General features: G+C 49.8%; 14 protein-coding genes. 10 read left to right on the top strand and 4 right to left on the bottom strand.

The features are described from left to right. The first annotated feature begins 216 nt into the window (after positions 1-216). A complete protein-coding gene (locus IT774_RS13340; RefSeq protein ID WP_195810197.1) occupies positions 217-1,125 on the top strand; it encodes a hydrogen peroxide-inducible genes activator in 909 nt (302 codons plus the stop codon). A gap of 75 nt (positions 1,126-1,200) precedes the next feature. Here IT774_RS13340 and IT774_RS13335 read toward each other — a convergent pair whose 3' ends face one another. Then, positions 1,201-2,658 carry an undecaprenyl-phosphate glucose phosphotransferase gene (locus tag IT774_RS13335; protein WP_195810196.1) on the bottom strand — a complete coding sequence of 486 codons (1,458 nt, stop codon included), beginning with the start codon at positions 2,656-2,658 and terminating at the stop codon, positions 1,201-1,203. A 543-nt stretch (positions 2,659-3,201) separates the two neighbouring features. Here IT774_RS13335 and IT774_RS13330 point away from each other — a divergent pair. From IT774_RS13330 to IT774_RS13315, 4 genes are read left to right on the top strand one after another with little or no spacing between them, the layout of a single operon-like run. After that, positions 3,202-4,425, top strand: coding sequence for an outer membrane beta-barrel protein (locus tag IT774_RS13330; RefSeq protein ID WP_195810195.1), 1,224 nt, complete (start codon positions 3,202-3,204; stop codon positions 4,423-4,425). Continuing rightward, a complete protein-coding gene (locus tag IT774_RS13325; protein ID WP_218958919.1) occupies positions 4,425-4,970 on the top strand; it encodes a polysaccharide biosynthesis/export family protein in 546 nt (181 codons plus the stop codon). The genes IT774_RS13330 and IT774_RS13325 overlap by 1 nt, the downstream gene beginning before the upstream one ends. Positions 4,971-5,010: 40 nt before the next feature. Next, positions 5,011-7,230 carry a GumC family protein gene (locus IT774_RS13320; protein ID WP_195810194.1) on the top strand — a complete coding sequence of 740 codons (2,220 nt, stop codon included), beginning with the start codon at positions 5,011-5,013 and terminating at the stop codon, positions 7,228-7,230. Between the two features lie 18 nt (positions 7,231-7,248). Further along, a complete protein-coding gene (locus tag IT774_RS13315) occupies positions 7,249-7,971 on the top strand; it encodes a tyrosine-protein phosphatase (RefSeq protein ID WP_195810193.1) in 723 nt (240 codons plus the stop codon). Between the two features lie 17 nt (positions 7,972-7,988). On the opposite strand, the gene IT774_RS13310 is transcribed toward IT774_RS13315, so the two are convergent. Both IT774_RS13310 and IT774_RS13305 read right to left on the bottom strand, forming a co-directional pair. Further along, positions 7,989-8,396 (bottom strand): 3-phosphoshikimate 1-carboxyvinyltransferase, encoded by a 408-nt coding sequence (locus IT774_RS13310; RefSeq protein ID WP_195810192.1) that lies wholly within the window; start codon positions 8,394-8,396, stop codon positions 7,989-7,991. After that, positions 8,389-9,783, bottom strand: a complete 1,395-nt coding sequence (locus tag IT774_RS13305) for a hypothetical protein (protein ID WP_195810191.1) — start codon at positions 9,781-9,783, stop codon at positions 8,389-8,391. The genes IT774_RS13310 and IT774_RS13305 overlap by 8 nt, the downstream gene beginning before the upstream one ends. A gap of 491 nt (positions 9,784-10,274) precedes the next feature. On the opposite strand from IT774_RS13305, the gene IT774_RS13300 reads away from it, so the two are divergent. The 4 genes from IT774_RS13300 to IT774_RS13285 are packed head-to-tail and all read left to right on the top strand — an operon-like array spanning position 10,275 to position 14,922. Beyond that, positions 10,275-11,447: a glycosyltransferase gene (locus IT774_RS13300; RefSeq protein WP_195810190.1), complete on the top strand. Its 1,173-nt coding sequence runs from the start codon at positions 10,275-10,277 to the stop codon at positions 11,445-11,447. After that, the gene (locus tag IT774_RS13295) at positions 11,431-12,750 is read left to right on the top strand and encodes an O-antigen ligase family protein (RefSeq protein ID WP_195810189.1); all 1,320 of its coding nucleotides are present in this window, start codon (positions 11,431-11,433) and stop codon (positions 12,748-12,750) included. The genes IT774_RS13300 and IT774_RS13295 overlap by 17 nt, the downstream gene beginning before the upstream one ends. Positions 12,751-12,793: 43 nt before the next feature. Continuing rightward, positions 12,794-13,921 carry a glycosyltransferase family 4 protein gene (locus tag IT774_RS13290; RefSeq protein ID WP_195810188.1) on the top strand — a complete coding sequence of 376 codons (1,128 nt, stop codon included), beginning with the start codon at positions 12,794-12,796 and terminating at the stop codon, positions 13,919-13,921. Further along, positions 13,921-14,922 carry a glycosyltransferase family protein gene (locus IT774_RS13285; RefSeq protein ID WP_195810187.1) on the top strand — a complete coding sequence of 334 codons (1,002 nt, stop codon included), beginning with the start codon at positions 13,921-13,923 and terminating at the stop codon, positions 14,920-14,922. The genes IT774_RS13290 and IT774_RS13285 overlap by 1 nt, the downstream gene beginning before the upstream one ends. A gap of 93 nt (positions 14,923-15,015) precedes the next feature. On the opposite strand, the gene IT774_RS13280 is transcribed toward IT774_RS13285, so the two are convergent. After that, on the bottom strand, positions 15,016-15,810 hold the full coding sequence (locus IT774_RS13280; RefSeq protein ID WP_195810186.1) for a sulfotransferase family 2 domain-containing protein: 795 nt from the start codon (positions 15,808-15,810) through the stop codon (positions 15,016-15,018). Positions 15,811-15,898: 88 nt separating this feature from the next. Here IT774_RS13280 and IT774_RS13275 point away from each other — a divergent pair, with 88 nt between their 5' ends. After that, the gene (locus IT774_RS13275; RefSeq protein ID WP_195810185.1) at positions 15,899-16,762 is read left to right on the top strand and encodes a glycosyltransferase family 2 protein; all 864 of its coding nucleotides are present in this window, start codon (positions 15,899-15,901) and stop codon (positions 16,760-16,762) included. Positions 16,763-16,774: the final 12 nt, after the last annotated feature.

The following is a 16,774-nucleotide window of genomic DNA, read 5'->3' as shown; positions in this document are numbered from 1 at the left end:
GCTATATCGCTAAAAAATAAATTTTCTTACCGTAATTATAGAAGAATGAGATGAAAGTCTGTCGACAAAACGATGAAGTTTTTATGACAATTGCCTCCTTTTATATTGACCACATGTACCCAGTACAGTTCGCAGCTCACAAAAGGAGCTTGTGTTTTTTGTGTATGATTCTTATGCTAGATTAAAACACACTGTTTTAATCAATAAGATTATTATATGAAATGGCCGAATCTTAAACATCTGCATTACCTGGTCACTTTGCATCAAGAACAACACTTTCACCGCGCGGCCAACCGTTGTAATGTCAGTCAGTCCACCTTAAGCACGGCTATCCAGAATCTGGAAGAGCACTTTGGCAGCCAGCTACTGGAGCGTGAGCACAAAACCTTTGTGTTCACCTCACTGGGACTGGATGTGGTAGAGCGCAGTAAGCTGATATTACAAGAGGCCGGTGAGCTGGTCGAGTATGCCCAAAACGCGGGTGACTGGCAGCGAGGCAAGCTTAAACTGGGGGTTATCCCCACAATTGCCCCATTTTTGTTCGAAGGGTTGATAGGGGCATTTTCTTCGTTCTTACCAGAAATCAGCCTGGAGTTACAAGAAGACACCACCGATAATTTACTGCGTCAACTTGCCGATGGTGAGCTGGATTTGCTGGTGCTGGCTTTGCCCATGGAGACCCCGGGGTGCAAACAGATGATTCTGGGCCACGATCCTTTCCATCTGGTCGCTCATCATGATCTAGCCAGCGAATTACCTGAGCCTCTGGACCTGACCTCGCTGCCTAAGAAAAGCATCTTTTTACTGCAACAGGAACACTGTATGACCGGTCATGCGGTGAGTGCCTGCAACCTGCAGCACAAGGACCAGGTTAGCAGTCTGGCCGCCAGCAGCCTGTATACGCTGGTTCAGTTAGCCAACAGTAAACTGGGTTATACCTTCTTACCAGAGCTCGCCTTAAATCAAAAGATTTTGCAATCGACCAATCTCACGGCAATGCCGGCAGAAGCACAGGCTTACCGGGAAATCGGGCTGGTGTGGCGCTCTGGCACAACCCGGATGCGCTTGTTCCGCCGTATTGCTGAGATTCTGGCGCCGCTGCTGCCTGAGCCCACGTTACGCTAATCAAGCAACGCCAGGCCAGGTATCAATAAAAAGCCCGCGTAGATGCGGGCTTTTTGTCGTACGAGTATCATTGCGCTAGTACGCGTTGTTGTCCGAAAAAGCGCCAAATACGGTTTTGATGATGATTTTCAGATCAAACCATACTGACCAGCGATGCATGTAATCCAGGTCATATTCGACCCGCTTCGCCATTTTATTCACGGTTTCGGTTTCACCTCGCAGACCATTGACCTGAGCCCAGCCCGTGATGCCGGGACGGATTTTATGCCGCAACATATAGCCCGTAATCAGCTTACGGTATTGTTCATTGTGCGCTACCGCATGCGGCCGCGGCCCCACAATAGACATTCTGCCCTGCAACACATTAATAAACTGAGGCAGCTCATCTAATGAAGTCCGGCGTAAAAACGCACCCAGCCGCGTGACCCGGGGATCATTTTTGGTCGCCTGTTTAACCTCATGGCCATTATCCTGTGTCGACATAGAGCGGAACTTGTAAACCTTGATTTCTTTACCATCCAAACCATACCGTTTCTGTTTAAAGATAGCCGGACCCGGTGAGGTTAGTTTTACAGCGGCGGCAATACACAGCATCGGAATCGCCAAAAAGGCCAGAATAATACTGCTCACTACCACATCTTCGATACGTTTTAATACATCACTGGAGCCCTGGAACGGCGTATCGTAAATACTCAGCGCCTGTACATTGCCTACTGACTGCCAGCGTGAATTAAGCAAGGTATACATGAAGAAGTTTGGAATCAGGTAAACATTGGCGGTGGTGTCGCTGCATTTTTCCAGAATGGTTTTGATACGATTTTCAGCCGCGGTGGGTAAGGCAATATAGATATAATCTACCTGGTGCAAACGAGCCATATCAATCGCTTCATCAATGCTGCCCTGAATATCATGCTCCTGATCGCTTCTTAACCGGTCTGCCGGGCGATCGTCATACATGCCTTTAAACTGAATGCCCAGATGCTCATTTTCCATCATTTGCGCCGCCATGTTATAGCCTACATCAGTGGCGCCAACAATGATGGCAGAACGGGTGTTCATACCGCTACGACGAACTTTGAACAAAAACTGACGCATAATCGCACGCCACAACGTCAGGCTGACAAACGAAGCCACAAACCAGAACATCACCATCGACGGTGATAGGGTAACGCTGTGCGAGAACATGAAGCCCAGGGTCATGGTCACAAAGAAACTTAATAACCAGGTCAGCACTGTATTTTTCAGCATTGAGCTGGTCGGGCTGCTGCGCCATGAACGGTATAGATCCAACGCTTCTGCCGCCATCTGGAACGACACCACATTGATGAACAGCAGAATCATGCCGGTGGTGGTAATGGTCAGTTCGTAATAAAACAGCGCGGCGTAAAAACACAGGGTGATCAGACCCAAATCTATCAGCCGGTATAAGGTGGAAAAGCTGCTTTGATAATGTCCGGTGATACCACTTCTGGTCTCGTCCCGCTTCGGACTGTTGCTATTTAGCGCCTGACTTTGCAGTAAATTAAATTTCATCTCATTCACTCCAGCTAAGTGGTAAATCAGGAAAATCAAAGGCTCTACTGAATTCACGCAATTAGATAAAAAAAGGAAAAACGGTTATCTTGGGTTTAACTATGCACAATATAAGCCAGAATTTTTATGTGAGATTTTTATAATCCATACTGCCAGACTGAATACCTAAACCGGTAAATACTTAGGAAATGATTCTTAAGGCATAAAAAGTTTATTCCGTCCCCGCAGTAAACCAGGATGGTACTAATTTGGTATTAGCTAAACTTGCCTGCCATCCTTTTTTCTAGCGCTTTTAGAGGAGGAGAAGCCGCGAATAGGAAATTATGGGTAATAACTACACAACTATCACCTGGCATAGTTTTAGCATGCCGCTGACCGATACCAGTTACTCGTGCAGAATCAGGCAAATCATAAGCCAAACCGTTCGCCGGTGATACTAATACCTGCCCGGAACCTATGGTGGTTCCGAGTAGAGGATAAATCCAGCCAAACTATGGCCTGCCTGTTCTGTGGTTCTAAATATTTTAAATTCGCGGAGAGATCATGATTAAAAGGACTTCCAGTGTCGTAGCCCTATCCCTGGTAGCTTCTGGTGTGGCCCAGGCCCAGCAGGCTGGACGATACGAAATGGGGAGTGCGGACCTGATCCCTGTGCTGAATACGGAATTTCTTCACATTGATAATGTTACCTATGCAGATGCCAGCACACCAAAGATCAGTAGCTGGCTCGGCATCGTATCCCCTGAGCTAAAGGCGGTAACAGAAGTTGCAGGTAACGAAATAGAATTGGGTTATCGCCTTGAACGTGGTGAATATTTTTCCAGTGAACAGGACAACTACACCGATCACTTTTTGCATGCTGATGGGGACTTTGTCATCAATGACCGTAACCGGTTCGCAGCGCGTGCAAACTTTGAAGACGGACATGACGATCGGGGCCGGGTCTATTCTAATGGTTTCGGGCGCCAGCTGAGTGAGCCTGATACCTTTAAAAATGGCAGTGTCGATGGCACCTATACCTACGGTGCCCGGACCTCCAGTGGTCGTATCGATGTTAGTGCCGGCTACGAAGTCGTGAACTACGACGACCGCCCACAAGTGTTGGATTTTCGCGACAGTGAGTTTTTGCGATTTCGTGACCGTGATTATTTCCGGTATGGAGCGGCGTTCTATTATAAAATAGCCCCCAGTACCGATTTGGTACTGGATGCCAGTCGTCAGGAAATTACTTACGATGAAGCCGCGAATCCGCAAAATCCGCTGGATTCCACCGAAAACAAACTACTCGCCGGGGTAACCTGGGAGTCTAATCGGTATACACGAAGCTACGCCAAACTGGGTTATAAGCAAAAAGAATTTGATTCTGCCCAGCGCGAAGACTTTTCCGGGGTGGCCTGGGAAGTGGGTATGACGTACCAGCCGCTGTCCTATTCAAAAGTAAAGGTGGCCACCACTGCCGATACTCGTGAAACCAATGGCCTGGCGGATTATATTCGTAGCCGCTCATACAATCTCAGTTGGGAGCATTCGTGGGTAGACCGTCTGACCTCGACGGCCAAAGTGGCTTATATAGCCGATGACTACATTGGTCAGGCTGCCGATTTACGTGAAGATGACACCACCCGCCTGAGCCTGGCGCTGGACTATCAGTTCCGCCGCTGGATGACGGTCGGGGTGTTTTATCAGATAAATGAACGCAACAGTAACCGTGACACCATTGTCTTTGACCGGGACGTAGTGGGGATCACGGCTAAGGTAACCTTGTAATGAGAAAAAACGTACGGTATTTGCTAGGGATAATGATGGCGCTATGGGCCTGCGGAGCATTGGCTCAGCAAGGCAATCCAAGCATGAGCCAATACCGGCTGGGGGTGGGTGATAAGATTTTAATCGAGGTATTTGGTCAGAGCGATTTGTCGATGGAAACCCGTTTGCCTGATGTCGGAAAAATTAATTATCCCTTTTTGGGGGAACTAAAGCTGGTGGGCCTGACCCTCTCAGAGGTGGAAAAAACCATCTACAGAGGCTTACAGGGCGATTATCTGGTGAACCCCTCGGTGGCTGTGTCCATCATCGAATACCGTCCGTTTTTTATTGATGGCGAAGTGAAAAATCCCGGAGGTTACCCCTATCAGCCAGGGCTGACGGTCAACAAAGCCGCAGCGTTGGCAGGGGGGTACACCGAACGGGCATCCCGCTCGGATATTCAGATTATTCGTGAAAAAGAGGGGCGCCAAACCTCACTGGAAGTCGATGTCGGACAGATGATTCAGCCCGGCGATATTATTACTGTTCCTCAGCGCTTCTTCTAACGAAGTTGTATGAGTTAAGCCCTATTTCGAAGGAAAAGCTATGACTAATAAAGTGAGGGACCAGCTGCAGGCCAATATCCTCGATGATGAAACCATCGATTTTGCACATTATTGGCAGGTATTTAAACGGTATGCTGGTCGTATCATCGTACTTGCGGTGCTTTTCACCATTTTGGTGGCGCTGATCGTTATGAAAATGACGCCTATCTATTCAGCCACTGCCAGTTTGCTGATTGAGTCACAGCCAGCCAATATTATGTCAATTGAAGAAGTGTATAAGTCTGATACCTCGCGTAAAGACTATATGCAGACGCAGTATGAGATCATTCAGTCCCGCCAGGTGGTGTCGCGGGCGGTGGATGAACTGGACCTGTCGAACGATCCTACTTTTATGCCGCAATCCTCAGGTGGTTTTACGATCCTGAAAGATGCCAAAAAATGGATAAAATCAAAATTGCCGTTTTTGCCTGAGCAAAAGAAGGTCGAGTTAACCGAAACTCAGAAAGCGGAAAAACGCCGGCAGGCGGCCATCAACAAACTTAAAAATTCGATTTCAGTAAAGCTGGTGAACAATACCCAGGTTATTGAAGTCACCGCCGTGAGCGATTCAGCTCAGCTGGCGGCCCGCATTGCCAATTCCATGGGCGATGTGTATGTAGAAAACTATCTGCAGGCCAAGGTCGACATGACCACCAAAGCCACCTCGTTTTTAAACGAAAGCATGGAAGGCCTGAAAGACAAGCTGGAAAAAGCCGAACGCAAGCTGACGGACTTTTATGAAGACAACCAGCTGGTTAATTTAAGTAACGGGGTGGTAGGTCTTGCCGCTGAAGAATTGGAAGAATACAGCGACCAGTTGCTAAAAGCCCAGACCACTCTGAAGCAAAACCGCGCGATCTATGAGCAAACACAGCGCAATGGTGCCGATTACAGCGCTCTGGCCCGTTTGCCCGAGGTTTTAAATCACGCCAGCATCCAAAGCGTGCGCCGCCAGGAAGCCGAGGCGCAAAGCCGGGTATCTGAACTAAGCAAAGTGTTCGGGCCCAAACACCCGAAAATGGTGGCAGCCAATGCCGAGCTCACTTCGGTGCGTCAGACCCTGCAAACCCAGATACGCGATCTGATTTCCAGTATTACCACCGAGTACCGCGCTTCGCAGGAACGGGTGGCCAACCTCCAGGAAGAGGTGTCACGGGCAAAATCGGAATATCGTAAGTTGTCGAGTCTGGAAAATCAGCGGCGCGCATTGCAACGTGAAGTTGATATTAATCAGCAGCTTTACAACAGCATGTTTACCCGCTTAAAAGAAACCAGTGAAATGGGCGGGTTTAAGTCAGCCAATGCCCGTATTTTAGACCCGGCAGTACCGCCTAATAATCCTTCAGCACCGAATCGTTCGCTGCTTATCGGCGCCGCGTTTGTCGTAAGTTTCGGTTTTGGGGTATTCCTGGCCTTTGTTCTGGAAGCATTAAACAGTGGCGTACGCTCGGTAGAAGATGTGGAGAAAAAACTGGGCCAGCGGATGCTGGGCCTGATCCCAATCATTGCCAAGAAGCGCAAGGAAAATATGCCGTTAAGGGCCTTTTTCGACAGCAAATATCATCAGTTCTCAGAGGCGGTTCGTACCTTGCGAACCAGCTTGTCACTGATGAATCTTGAAAAGCAGAATCAGGCTATTCTGGTGACCTCCAGTGTGCCCAAAGAAGGGAAGTCCACGGTCTCGACCAACCTGGCATTTGCCCTGGGGCAGCTGGATAAAACCATTCTTATTGATGCCGACTTACGCCGGCCCTCAATAGGCAAGCGCTTCAATGTGCCTAATTATCAGCCGGGTTTGTCGAACCTGACAATGAAGACACATTCGCTGGACGAGTGTCTGGTGCACGATGAACAGTCGGGTATCGATCTTATCTGTGCCGGCAGTATTCCATCTAATCCCCAGGAGTTGCTGGCCGGTGAAGGCTTTAATGCGCTTATCACCTATCTTAAAAAGCACTATACCTATGTGGTGGTCGACACCGCCCCCACGCAGGCAGTAAGTGATGCCATGGTGGTCTCTAAAGCCTGCGACTCGGTGATTTATGTGGTACGTGCAGACAGCACCAGCGAAAAAATGATTCAAAATGGTTTAGGTCGCTTCCTGCAGGTGGGTCACCGTGTGGACGGGGTGGTGCTTAACCAGGTCGATCTTCGTCGTTCCGATGTTTCAGAGCGCTATGGTGGCTTCTACGATCAATACGGTTACAATGCCGATTCATAGCAACAAAAGGGATCCATTTTGATAGATGTTCATAGTCATATAATTCCGGGCATAGACGATGGTGCCAGGACGATGGAAATGGCTTTAGAGATGGCCCGGCAAACTGCGGCTTGCGGCGTCACCCATCTGGTGTGCACGCCGCATATGCACTGGGGCACATTCGATAATACCACCGAGATTATTGAGCAGGGCTTCGCGCAGTTGCAGCAGGCTGTGGATGAGGCAGGTATTGAACTTGGTCTGTCATGGGCCGGCGAAATTCGTATCAACGAAATGGTGCCGGCCTGGTTTAAGCAAGACAAACTGCCGTATCTTGGTCGTAAAGAAGGTAAAAATGTGCTGTTGCTTGAAATGCCACACAGTAATATGCCGGCCGGGCTTGACCAGTTGTTCCGCTGGCTGATGAACGCCGGGGTGCAGCCGCTGATCCCGCATCCGGAGCGCAACCGGGATGTATGGAAACGGCCTGAAAAAATCCAGTGGCTACGAAATCAGGGCTGCTGGTTACAGGTTACGGCAGGCGCCTTTACCGGTCGCTTTGGCGAGCAGGTGCAGGAGATTGCGATGTCGATGCTGGCCAATAACCAGATAGATGTGGTGGCCTCAGATATGCACGATACCAAGCGCCGGCCGAATGATATGGGCGAGGCATTTGAGCTTGTCTGCAAAGCGGCTTCAAAAGAACAGGCTGAACAATTGTTTATTCATAATCCGGCCAGTATTGTCGGGATCACGCAATAAGACGCCTCGAAGGCGTCTTATCCTTTACTCTGCAGCCAGCTCCACAGCCCCAGTGAAAAATCCTCAAACAAATTAATTCCCAGCGCCGACTTAACCAGATACAGCACCACCAGCCCCAGTAATACCGACCCCAGTAATAACATCGCCGTGAACAGGGCCAGCGTTAAGCGGCTCAACTGCTGCTCAAAGCGGCTTAACTGACGCACATTCCGCCCGGCCAGTAACACCACATAATAGCTACTACGCCAAAATTTTATGGTTTTTCTGATATCAACTTTGTGGCGCGCCCAGCGCCGTCCGCCCAAAGCCTGATTCAACGCAATAAGTTGCTCTTCGGAAAAAGATTGAGCGGTGTGCTCAGGCATCGCCTCTAGCAAACGACGAAGGCTGGCTGACTGATTCTCAGGGGCTTTGATTTTATACACTGGCGGTCCGGGAGCTGTTACGGCATTGCAGGCAAACTAACGATAATGCAAGCATAACAGAAACATAGGCCGCGTTGGCGGGCGACTGCAGAGGGGCTGCGTAAAAAGCGTGGAGCACGGTACCGGTAAGCACCGAGGTACACATAAAGGCGGCGCTTCGAAATACAACATGCTGACGCTGCTGCATGGCTTTAAGGGCGGTGCCCAGGGCCACCAGCACCATCGCCGCCAGCATGGCGAGCATTACCACCCCGAATTCACTCATAAATTGCCGCAGATCCTGCTGCGCAATGGGCAGCACGCCCGGCACGGGCAAGCCGGTGGTGTAGGTGTGACCCTCTTTGGCGGTGCCCGGGCCGGCGCCCAACAACCAGTGTTCGGTGGCATCGGGCGTGGTGTAGGCCCACTGGGCTTCTTCCTGGGTTACAATATCCGGTGTGATCACTGCCGCGGGACGCTGGGCCAGAAAGCTGGTGACTACCAGGGCCACAGCCACCGCCCCGGCGAGGCTCACCACAAAGGTGCGATACAGGGTGGGGCGGGGTGAAAATAAACAGTAGCCCGCTAGCCCGGTGGCCAGGGTGGCGGCGGCGGTTACCCACACCGATACATAATGGCCTGATAACACGATCCCGACCAACAATAGCAAGGTGGCGATTCTCAATGCGGCCTTTTTGCTGAAAAAATACATAACGATACGACGGAGCCGGTGGCGCAACGTGCGTACATCGGCGGGTTTGATACGCATAACCAGCAACGCCAGTACCGCACATAAACTGATAAACAGAGAAAAAGCAAAGTCTTCAGGCCGTAAGAAGGTACCGCTGGCGCCGGCGGGGATGGGTAAGTCCAAGATTAAGGAGCGCGGCGTGTCCAGAAACAACATCAACGCGCTATACAGGGTCTGAAATAACCCCATGGCCACTAACCCGCGCAGCAGCAGTTTAAGGCGGGCGGCAGTGCCCATCAATAGTAAGGTCAGGGTGAAAAGTGCCCAGAAACTTAATGTACGTAGCAAGGACACAAAGGTGGCAGAGGTGCTGTAGGTGAGAGCCAGCCAATCATTAGCCTCGGTAAAGTTGACTAAAATGCGCCTGGGCCTGAGCCACTCGATGAGCATCTCGGGTAAAGGGATAAGCAAAATTAAATGCCAGCTGCACAGCAAGGCCCAGCCATACATAAACCAGCGGTTGGTGGCTAATATCTTTAAGGCCTGAGAATGGTCTTGTCGAATCGCGGTGGCGGCGAGTAGCATCAGGCACACCGTGATAAACAGCCAGCCCCAGGTGGTGGCCGACCCCAGCGGAAGTGGCAACCATAGCAGCATAGCAAAATAGCCAGCCAGACAGCCGTGTCGCGAAACGTGTGCAAGAGACGTAGAAAGCATGCTCACCTGTGTACGGGAGCGCTACAATGGACGCTAACCCTCTGTTTTAAAATCAATAGCTGATTACTCTAAGCAAAGATCTGACCAGCTTTTGCAATATTTAGCGTAACCCTATCACACAGGCCCATCAGCAGGCTCATCCGGAGCTCGCTGAACCCCGGCGTGCAGCGATTCGTAATAATAATGGTCATGCCACCTGCCAAAGTTACTGGCCGGGTGAAAATGTTGCCTGTGAGCAACATCTACAACTTATTTGGTATTTTAGATGCCCAGGCGGTGCGCCCGTGTAGCAGGCTGGAAACACAGTATACCAACGTCACCGCAGAGACCGCCAGCTCTGGAAGATGATGGCATCAAATTTGTCAGTGTGCTGATATTATGGCGCAATTATTGAATGGTCATCTAAAAGCCAGTACCCCTACCAGTGTGTTTCTCCTGGTCCGGCGAACCATAAAATGGTTAGCAGGCAGTACCATTTATAAGGACATCTTATGCAGCAACAATCGGTTAATGTCGCTTTTATGATCAACTCGCTTGAGGGCGGCGGCGCAGAACGGGTGATGTGCAACTTGTTGCGTATCATGGAGTCGTATTTTGCTACCGAACAGTTAAATGTCTATCTGATCTTGCTGGATAACCTGCCAGAAGCCCATTTGTGTCCAAAATATGTCAATAAAGTCAATCTGGATACCAAGGGCTCACTGCTACAGGGGTATCGTCAGGTTCGGCTGACTCTGGAAGCCATTAACCCACGTTTTTGTTTTAGTTTTCTGACCCGCAGCAATATGCTCAATGTGGCAGTGGCACGGGCGGTGGGGTATCGCGCGATTATCAGCGAGCGAGTCAATACCAGTAGCCATTTTGCCGGCGGCATAAAAGACAACATCAGTAAATTGATGGTAAAAATGTCTTACCCGTATGCCAGCGAGGTGGTGGCGGTTTCAGAAGGAGTACGGGCAGATTTAAGGGACAATTTCGCGGTCCCGGCAGCGCGCTTACGGGTAATTCACAATCCCTACGATATTGCCCACTTACATGAACTTGCCAACAAACCCGTGGCGGATCTTCCAGCCAGACCCTATATCATTGGTACCGGACGATTGGTGAAAAACAAGAATTTCAGCCTGATGCTGGAAGCATTCGCACACAGTGATCTTACCGATGATTTACTGATTTTAGGACAGGGCGACGAACAAGCTGCCCTGGAAGCACAGGCCGAACAGCTGGGGTTGTCTGAGCGGGTTCACTTTGCCGGCTTTCGTAGCAATCCTTATCCGTATCTTAAGCACGCCCGGTTTTTTGTCTCCACCTCAAATGCTGAAGGGTTCCCTAATGCCATTGTTGAGGCGATGTGTTTAGGCAAAGCCGTGGTGGCCACCAATTGTGAGTCCGGCCCGGCAGAAATCTTATCTGGTGAGTATCCGGTGACCGTGCGTGGATTTGAAGCGGTCCGCTATGGGTGTTTATGCCAGACAAACGAGGTTCAGGGTGTCACCGAAGCGCTGAATTTTTTAAACGATGAAGATCACCTGCAGCATTATGCGCAGCAAAGTGCGCAGCGCGCCCAGGCCTTCAGCGATGATATTTTTCGTGAAAAAATCATCCAGACGCTGACTCTTGATACCAGTGAGACTAAGGAAGCCGCTGATGTTCATCCTGGTTAAACTGGTTTTTGCGCTGCTAAGTGTTTATCTGGTCTACCGGACGCTGACCGGACGGTGCAATAAATATCTGGCCTTTGTTATCGTGGCTATCTGGCTACGATTTCTGTTATCGGCCTTCCACCAGATTACCTACACCCCGCTGGTGGCGGGGTTTTCGATTAATGCGTTAAGCTCCATCGGAATTGCCGGGTGCGGGCTGTTGTTGTTACCCCGTTCGGTATTGTCATTGCGTTCATTGGCGTTGTTGTATGCGTTTTTTGCCAGCATCGTCATCAGCGGCGCGCTCAACGGCAATATTATCGGACTCATTAATGTACTGGTAAAATGGTGTTTCTTTTTATCGCTGGCCGGCGCGATGGTCATGGCCATTCGCAAGGTGGGCAAAGACGAGGTGCTGCGCAAAATGCTGGTGGCGTTTTTCTTACCAGTAAGCCTGCAGATTATGTCGATACTGCTGGGTGAAGCTAAAGCCACGGAAGCGGACGGCTCTACCAGCTATATTGGCGGCTACAACCACGAAGCCGCCTTCTCCATGATTATGGCCAGTTTTATTCTGGTCGTCGGGCTGTTATCGCCCGGCCAGATAAAATACCGGGCGGCGTTGTTTATGCTCGGCTGTGTGTTACTGGTGCTGGCTAATTACCGCACCTCGGTGCTGGCCATTCTGCCGATGGCTGCTATTTTCGCGTATACCACTCTGGAAGCACGCATTGCGTCTCGCTACAAACCGGTGTTCCTAATCACTGCCTTTTTTGGGATGGCGCTGCTCTTCTTGCTGCTGTCATACAGCATGCAGGATCGTTTTGCCGATGTTTTTGTGTTTCTTACCAGCCTGGACGATCTTATCAAAGCGCCGATGTACTACTCAGAAGCAGAGAAAGATATATTTTCTGCCAGGGTGTATATCTGGAGTCAGTATATCTATGTCTTTAGCGAAGGGCCGTGGATAAATCAGGTTATTGGCTGGGGCCCCGAATCCTGGAATGGGCGCTTTCCAAAATACGCCCATAACACCTATGTATCGTTTCTTTTTGAATACGGTTTGCTGGGGCTGACCCTGTTTTTGCTTACCGTGGGCCGGTTCTTGTGGCACTCGCTGCGTATAAAAAACCGGCGGTTTGCGCTGATGCTGTTTGCTTCCATGGTGGGCTTTTTGATTATGTGCTTTGCCACCATGCCCCTTTGGAACATCGAAGGACTCATTCTCTACGCTATTTTAATTGGTAATACGATCGCTCCGGTACGATTACTGCAAGGTAATCAGTATCACGCACCTGCCTTCATCTCGAAACTGGTTCGTTAACAGGTTATCGCCGCGTCTTGTGCTGGCAATTTTGGAGAGAATTATGAAACTTTGTGCTGTTGGTTTACGCGGCATTCCGGATGTCATGGGTGGTATTGAATCCCATTGTCAGCAGCTTTACCCCCGCCTGGTAAAGGCCGGGATGGAGGTGACGGTGATCTGCCGTTCGCCGTATATAGACAAAAAACGCGAGGAATTTGAGGGGGTTCAGCTGCGCTCAGTGTGGACGCTTAAACACAAATTTTTTGAAACCTTTTTACACACATTCTTAGCCATTTTTTACGCGCGCTTTGTCGTAAAGCCCGATGTGTTGCACATTCACGGCATCGGACCCGCCTTATTTACACCACTTGCCAAACTGCTGGGGATGCAGGTGATGGTTACTCATCATGGCGCAGACTATGATCGCCAGAAATGGAATCAGTTTGCTAAAAATGTATTGAGGTTTGGTGAGTCCATGGCAGTGAAGTTTGCTGATCGCGCGCTGGTGGTCGGACGCACGCTGACCGGACAGCTCAAAGCCAAACATGTGGAGCAGGCGAACAATATTTCGTTTGTGCCCAATGGGGCGCTGACCGGAGTGGATGCGTCATTAAGCGCCGACAAGTTACCTGCTGATCTGAATTTACAGCCGGGCGGGTATATTCTGGCCGTAGGCCGTCTGGTGCCTGAAAAGGGGTTTCATGACCTGGTTGAGGCCTTTGGCCAGAGCCAGTCAGAGTTAACCTTGGTGGTGGTGGGCAGTGCCGATCATGAAGACGAGTACTCCCAGAGTCTGCAGCAAAAAGCCACAGATAATGTGGTATTTGCCGGACGCCGCAGCGGCGATGAACTCAATGCCTTATACAAATTTGCCCGGGTTTTCTGTTTGCCCTCTTACCATGAAGGTCTTCCTATTGTGGCGCTTGAAGCAATTGCCGCAGGGACCGAAGTAATCATCAGTGACATCACGCCAAACCTGGACATTGGGTTACCCGATGACTGTTACTTCAGAGTGGGCGATACCCAGCAGTTGGCTGACAAGCTGACACGAGTGGATGAGCTGGCGTTGCAGATTAATAAAGATAACTTCCTGAGTATGTTCAACTGGGACAATATTTCGGTAGATACCTATGATATTGCTCGCAAACTGACAACTTCAGCGTCGGTATCAGGCCCCGCAGCGCACTGATGCCATTCCCATCCTCACCTTACCTGTACCTGTATCCCATTGAACATAGTAATGGGTTTATTGAGCGAACCAAGGGGGTTTTTAGCCAGCTTGGTTATACGCTTGCGCCATTAAAGCAGCTGTTTCGGCCCGCTAACATAGCGCGGCGTAAACACAATACCGTGGTGCTCAATTGGTATGAAGATCAGCCCTATCGGCGTGGTCTGAATGGGATAAAGCGCGTGCTGTTTATTGCCGGTTTTTTGCTCAGCCTGCTGAGCATGCGGCTATTCAGCAGTCAGATTATCTGGCTGCGGCATAATTTTAAGCCCCACAATGCCGGCAGCCAGACCTTATTGTTTAAAGGCATTGCCAAACTGATGCAGTGGGTAAGTCACCGTACCGTGACCCTTGAGATGACCAGTGAGATTGATGCCAGTGTGGTTAAGCATCCGCTCTATCGGTCTGACGAGGATTTATCGGCATTTTTCCAGCAAACGGTGAATCGGCCCCGGGAGATCGATTTTTTGTATTTTGGGGCCATCAAGCCGTATAAACGACTTGATGCGTTGTTGCAGGTATGGCCAGCGGACCAGCGCCTGCGGATTATGGGGTACTGTTCCGATGCTGAACACACCCGTACCCTGAATCAAATCATCAGTCAGCGAGGCCTGCGTGTACAGTGGGACAATGCGTTTATTGAGCAAACCGTGTTGGAAGAGGCCGTCGCCAATACCCGCTTTGTCATTATTCCCCATGATGACGGGGCCATGATTTCCTCCGGCACCTTTTACATGGCGCTGAGTCTGGGGGCTAATGTCCTGTGTTTTGATTCTGCATTTGGTCGCAGTAAAGCCGCAGAATTTTCTTTTGTACAAATTCTGGAAAAACAGCATCTGGAACAACAATTGGTGAAGCTTGAGTATACCAGCGCAGGGCTGGTGGTAGAGCAGGCGGTACGTCGTTACGGCGATCGGGCGGTAAAAGAATCGTGGCGGGTAGTGCTGGCTGACAGCGCCTGATTGCTCAAGCGATTAAGGCACCAAAAAAGGCCCGTGACTGTCGATTGCACGGGCCTTTTTTGATGGTACTTAGAATGTCAGCCCACGCCTCGGTTAACGCTGTCCGGCTGCCAGCGCCATGGTTTTAACCTGTTCGTAAATTGCCTGGTCCACCGCGCACAATTGCGTGATTTTTTCCATCGCGGTCGTATTTTCAGTGACCTGCGAAGAAGCCTGTTTGTTGGGGCTCTTATTGTTACTGGCGATAGCAATTTTAGTATTGAAGGTGCGATTGAAGCTGGCCTGCCATTGCGCCATATTATCGAGGGTGCCAATAACTGAAAACTGTCGTAGATTAGCGACGGCAGCTTCGATAACTGCTTCTTTATTCGCAAGAATTTCGTCAGGGTTAGAGTATCCAGAAAAATAACGGGCATAAGTCAGTGCTGATCCAAGCCCTTTTGCTGAGTCCAGATAAGCGTCAATGTCCTCATCGTGCTTTTGCCATTGTGAAGGTTTATATTTGTTGTATACAAATTCAGAAATGAACCGGTCTGTAGGGTTTCGCAGTATCGTTAAAAAGTGCCAGTCAGTGTAATACTTACGTGTGACGTCAGGGCGAGCAATACAATGACCATTGGTATAACGCATATAAGGGTCATTCAGATGTGTGATTAACTGGCTTTCCCGGGCCGTCATCATATTGATGCCAAGCAACTCTTCGCTGACCCGGCTACTGCGTAAGTCGACATGGCCGGAAAACCGGGTGGCCTTTAGAAATGCAGGGTACACAGCAGCATAAATGGCTTTTGATAACGACACCCCGGCACACTTTGGAACATGGCAGAAAAAGATTCGGGGATAGCGAGCCAGATACTTCTGCGACTGCTGTTTCAACATTTCTTGCATGATTCTTGCTCCTGGACCTTCATTATTAAGATTTTCATTAGAGTACAAAACCCGTTATTTGTTACTTACTAACCGTTGCAGGGACATTATGAGCTATACAGTCAGTGTTGTGATCACAACCTATAACCGCCCGAATGAGCTAAAAGAAGCCCTGGATGGCGTGTTCGCTCAAATCGTCAAGCCACTGGAAGTGATCGTGGTGAACGATGCATCATCCTTGCCATATGATGACGTAATTAAACAATTCAGCCATCATCCAAACTTCAGTTATCACTTCCTGGAGCAGTCGGCCGGCGCTAATAAGGCGCGTAATATCGGTGTCGATAGTGCCAAAGGCGATATTATTGCGTTTTTGGATGATGATGATATCTGGATGCCTGATTATTTACTCGAGCATCTGACGGCATATGACGACGGCGCGGATGCGGTGGTCAGCGGCTATCAGAACCTGGGTAAAGAATCCGAGGTCTATGTACAGCCCACTTCACAGGTGGAGGCCGACATCCTGAAAACCGGTAATCAGTATTGTGGAATGAGCGGCTTTAGCATACGCCGTCCCCTGGCTATCAAGGAGCGTTTTGATGAAACCCTGCCTAATGGCCAGGACTGGGATATGTATGTTCGCCTGCTGCAACAAGGCTATAAGCTGGTGAATATTCCTAAAGCCATCTTTATGTACCGGTTTATGAATATGGATGGTATTGGCGCTAAGGTGGCCAAAATGTCTCCTGAAGAAGCACTGGTGCGCTTGCGCTCAGCAGATAAGCACCGCACGTTTTTGGGCGAGGATAATTATCGCAAGCGGGTGGCAGCCCAGTTGTTGGTTTACTTACCGCTCAAAAAACAAAAGCTGAAATGGGTGATGATGTCGATGCGCCTGGCCGGGATGAAATGGACACTGTCGCATATCGCCAATGTCACCGCCAAAAAATTACGCAGCCGTCAGGCCTAAGGAGTTTCCGGG

This window comes from Salinimonas marina (assembly GCF_015644725.1).
GTDB lineage: Bacteria > Pseudomonadota > Gammaproteobacteria > Enterobacterales > Alteromonadaceae > Alteromonas.
The sequence above is the reverse complement of the archived record's forward strand: the minus strand, read 5'-3'. Positions and strand labels throughout refer to the sequence as shown.

What these genes read in the sequence shown, in the direction of transcription:
- IT774_RS13340 (WP_195810197.1), top strand. Translation starts at nt 217, where the DNA reads ATGAAATGGCCGAATCTTAAACATCTGCATTACCTGGTCACTTTGCAT.
- IT774_RS13335 (WP_195810196.1), bottom strand. Translation starts at nt 2,658, where the DNA reads ATGAAATTTAATTTACTGCAAAGTCAGGCGCTAAATAGCAACAGTCCG.
- IT774_RS13330 (WP_195810195.1), top strand. Translation starts at nt 3,202, where the DNA reads ATGATTAAAAGGACTTCCAGTGTCGTAGCCCTATCCCTGGTAGCTTCT.
- IT774_RS13325 (WP_218958919.1), top strand. Translation starts at nt 4,425, where the DNA reads ATGAGAAAAAACGTACGGTATTTGCTAGGGATAATGATGGCGCTATGG.
- IT774_RS13320 (WP_195810194.1), top strand. Translation starts at nt 5,011, where the DNA reads ATGACTAATAAAGTGAGGGACCAGCTGCAGGCCAATATCCTCGATGAT.
- IT774_RS13305 (WP_195810191.1), bottom strand. Translation starts at nt 9,783, where the DNA reads ATGCTTTCTACGTCTCTTGCACACGTTTCGCGACACGGCTGTCTGGCT.
- IT774_RS13300 (WP_195810190.1), top strand. Translation starts at nt 10,275, where the DNA reads ATGCAGCAACAATCGGTTAATGTCGCTTTTATGATCAACTCGCTTGAG.
- IT774_RS13295 (WP_195810189.1), top strand. Translation starts at nt 11,431, where the DNA reads ATGTTCATCCTGGTTAAACTGGTTTTTGCGCTGCTAAGTGTTTATCTG.
- IT774_RS13290 (WP_195810188.1), top strand. Translation starts at nt 12,794, where the DNA reads ATGAAACTTTGTGCTGTTGGTTTACGCGGCATTCCGGATGTCATGGGT.
- IT774_RS13285 (WP_195810187.1), top strand. Translation starts at nt 13,921, where the DNA reads ATGCCATTCCCATCCTCACCTTACCTGTACCTGTATCCCATTGAACAT.
- IT774_RS13280 (WP_195810186.1), bottom strand. Translation starts at nt 15,810, where the DNA reads ATGCAAGAAATGTTGAAACAGCAGTCGCAGAAGTATCTGGCTCGCTAT.
- IT774_RS13275 (WP_195810185.1), top strand. Translation starts at nt 15,899, where the DNA reads ATGAGCTATACAGTCAGTGTTGTGATCACAACCTATAACCGCCCGAAT.